Genomic DNA, 1,126 nt, shown 5'->3' with positions numbered 1-1,126 from the left:
ATTGAGTCAGTAGGGCTTAAACTTTTAAAAATATTTTGTACAATAGTCTGTATTACCTGATATAAGGTACCATTTGGATTTATATCCATTAAATTATCACCCGCATTCCTACGCTCATTACGTGTTTACCATTTCCAAACCGATGGTCCACCGAATCTAAGAGCAATTTTTTACTTAAACTAATATCGCCAATGTCAGGAATATCAATTGTCACCATGTGACCAGCCCGTAAGCCTACTACACCTAAACAATTATCGAGTTTTAAAGTTCGTAACACTCTGTTGTAATATGTTAGGCAAGTTTCAGCCTGGGCCTGGATTTGTGCAGCGTTTAGATTTTCGTCAACGACTTCATATTTTTGGAGGGTTCCCCATTTTTTCATAGTCGTTTCGTCCTTTGCAATATAAGCATCACCATATCCTGTATCCTTGTTAGGACGCACTAATTTAATTAAGTTATAGGTGTCCTTATCAATATCCGTTTTATAACTGTAATCGGTTACTAGGCTACTTGTACCCAATACTACATCGACATACATGCTAGACGCTTGCGTTAACGTCAAAGCGCCAAAATCATCATAAAAAATATACAACTCACCTGTATTTAATTGTGTTTGTTGTAAACCATAATAGATGATATCAAAGAGGCTTTTCTCCTGTAATATCATGGTAGATGCTATAGTATATCCAGTATCAGCCAGCGTACCCGTTGTAAGACTGAAATCTTGAGCTATCTTTTTAATTACACTTGTTGCTGTCACCCCACTAAATGTATAGCTCCAACGAGCTTTTAGATAGCGCAATTGATCATAGCATACGGTCTTAATTCTACCCCAACGATCAATATCCTTAGAAAACACATACCCATAAAAAATAGGAGTGTCGTTAACTTTAAATCTCACAACATCTCCTTCGTGATATTCAATGATAGCATCCTTTATCAGTTCAAATTGAAATTTACCCGCCTGCCCACGAATCACCGTATGGTATGACGCCTCAACAATTAGCTCTGAGGCGTCATATATATTTCCCGTTTGCTTACTTTCTATTAAAAATTCATATTTAATCATGATGGTAATTTCAACTTCATTCCAGCAGTAATCGCATTCACATCACTTAGCCCATTT

Annotated in this window: 1 protein-coding gene; it reads right to left on the bottom strand. The window is 36.6% G+C overall.

Features of this window, described 5'->3' with window-relative positions; translation table 11 throughout:
• Positions 1-88: 88 nt before the first annotated feature.
• Entirely contained in the window at positions 89-1,069 is a 981-nt protein-coding gene (locus BMZ99_RS25890; protein WP_090945041.1) for an XkdQ/YqbQ family protein, read from the bottom strand.
• Between the last annotated feature and the right edge of the window lie 57 nt (positions 1,070-1,126).

The organism is Pelosinus propionicus DSM 13327 (assembly GCF_900114615.1).
GTDB lineage: Bacteria > Bacillota > Negativicutes > DSM-13327 > DSM-13327 > Pelosinus > Pelosinus propionicus.
The sequence above is the reverse complement of the archived record's forward strand: the minus strand, read 5'-3'. Positions and strand labels throughout refer to the sequence as shown.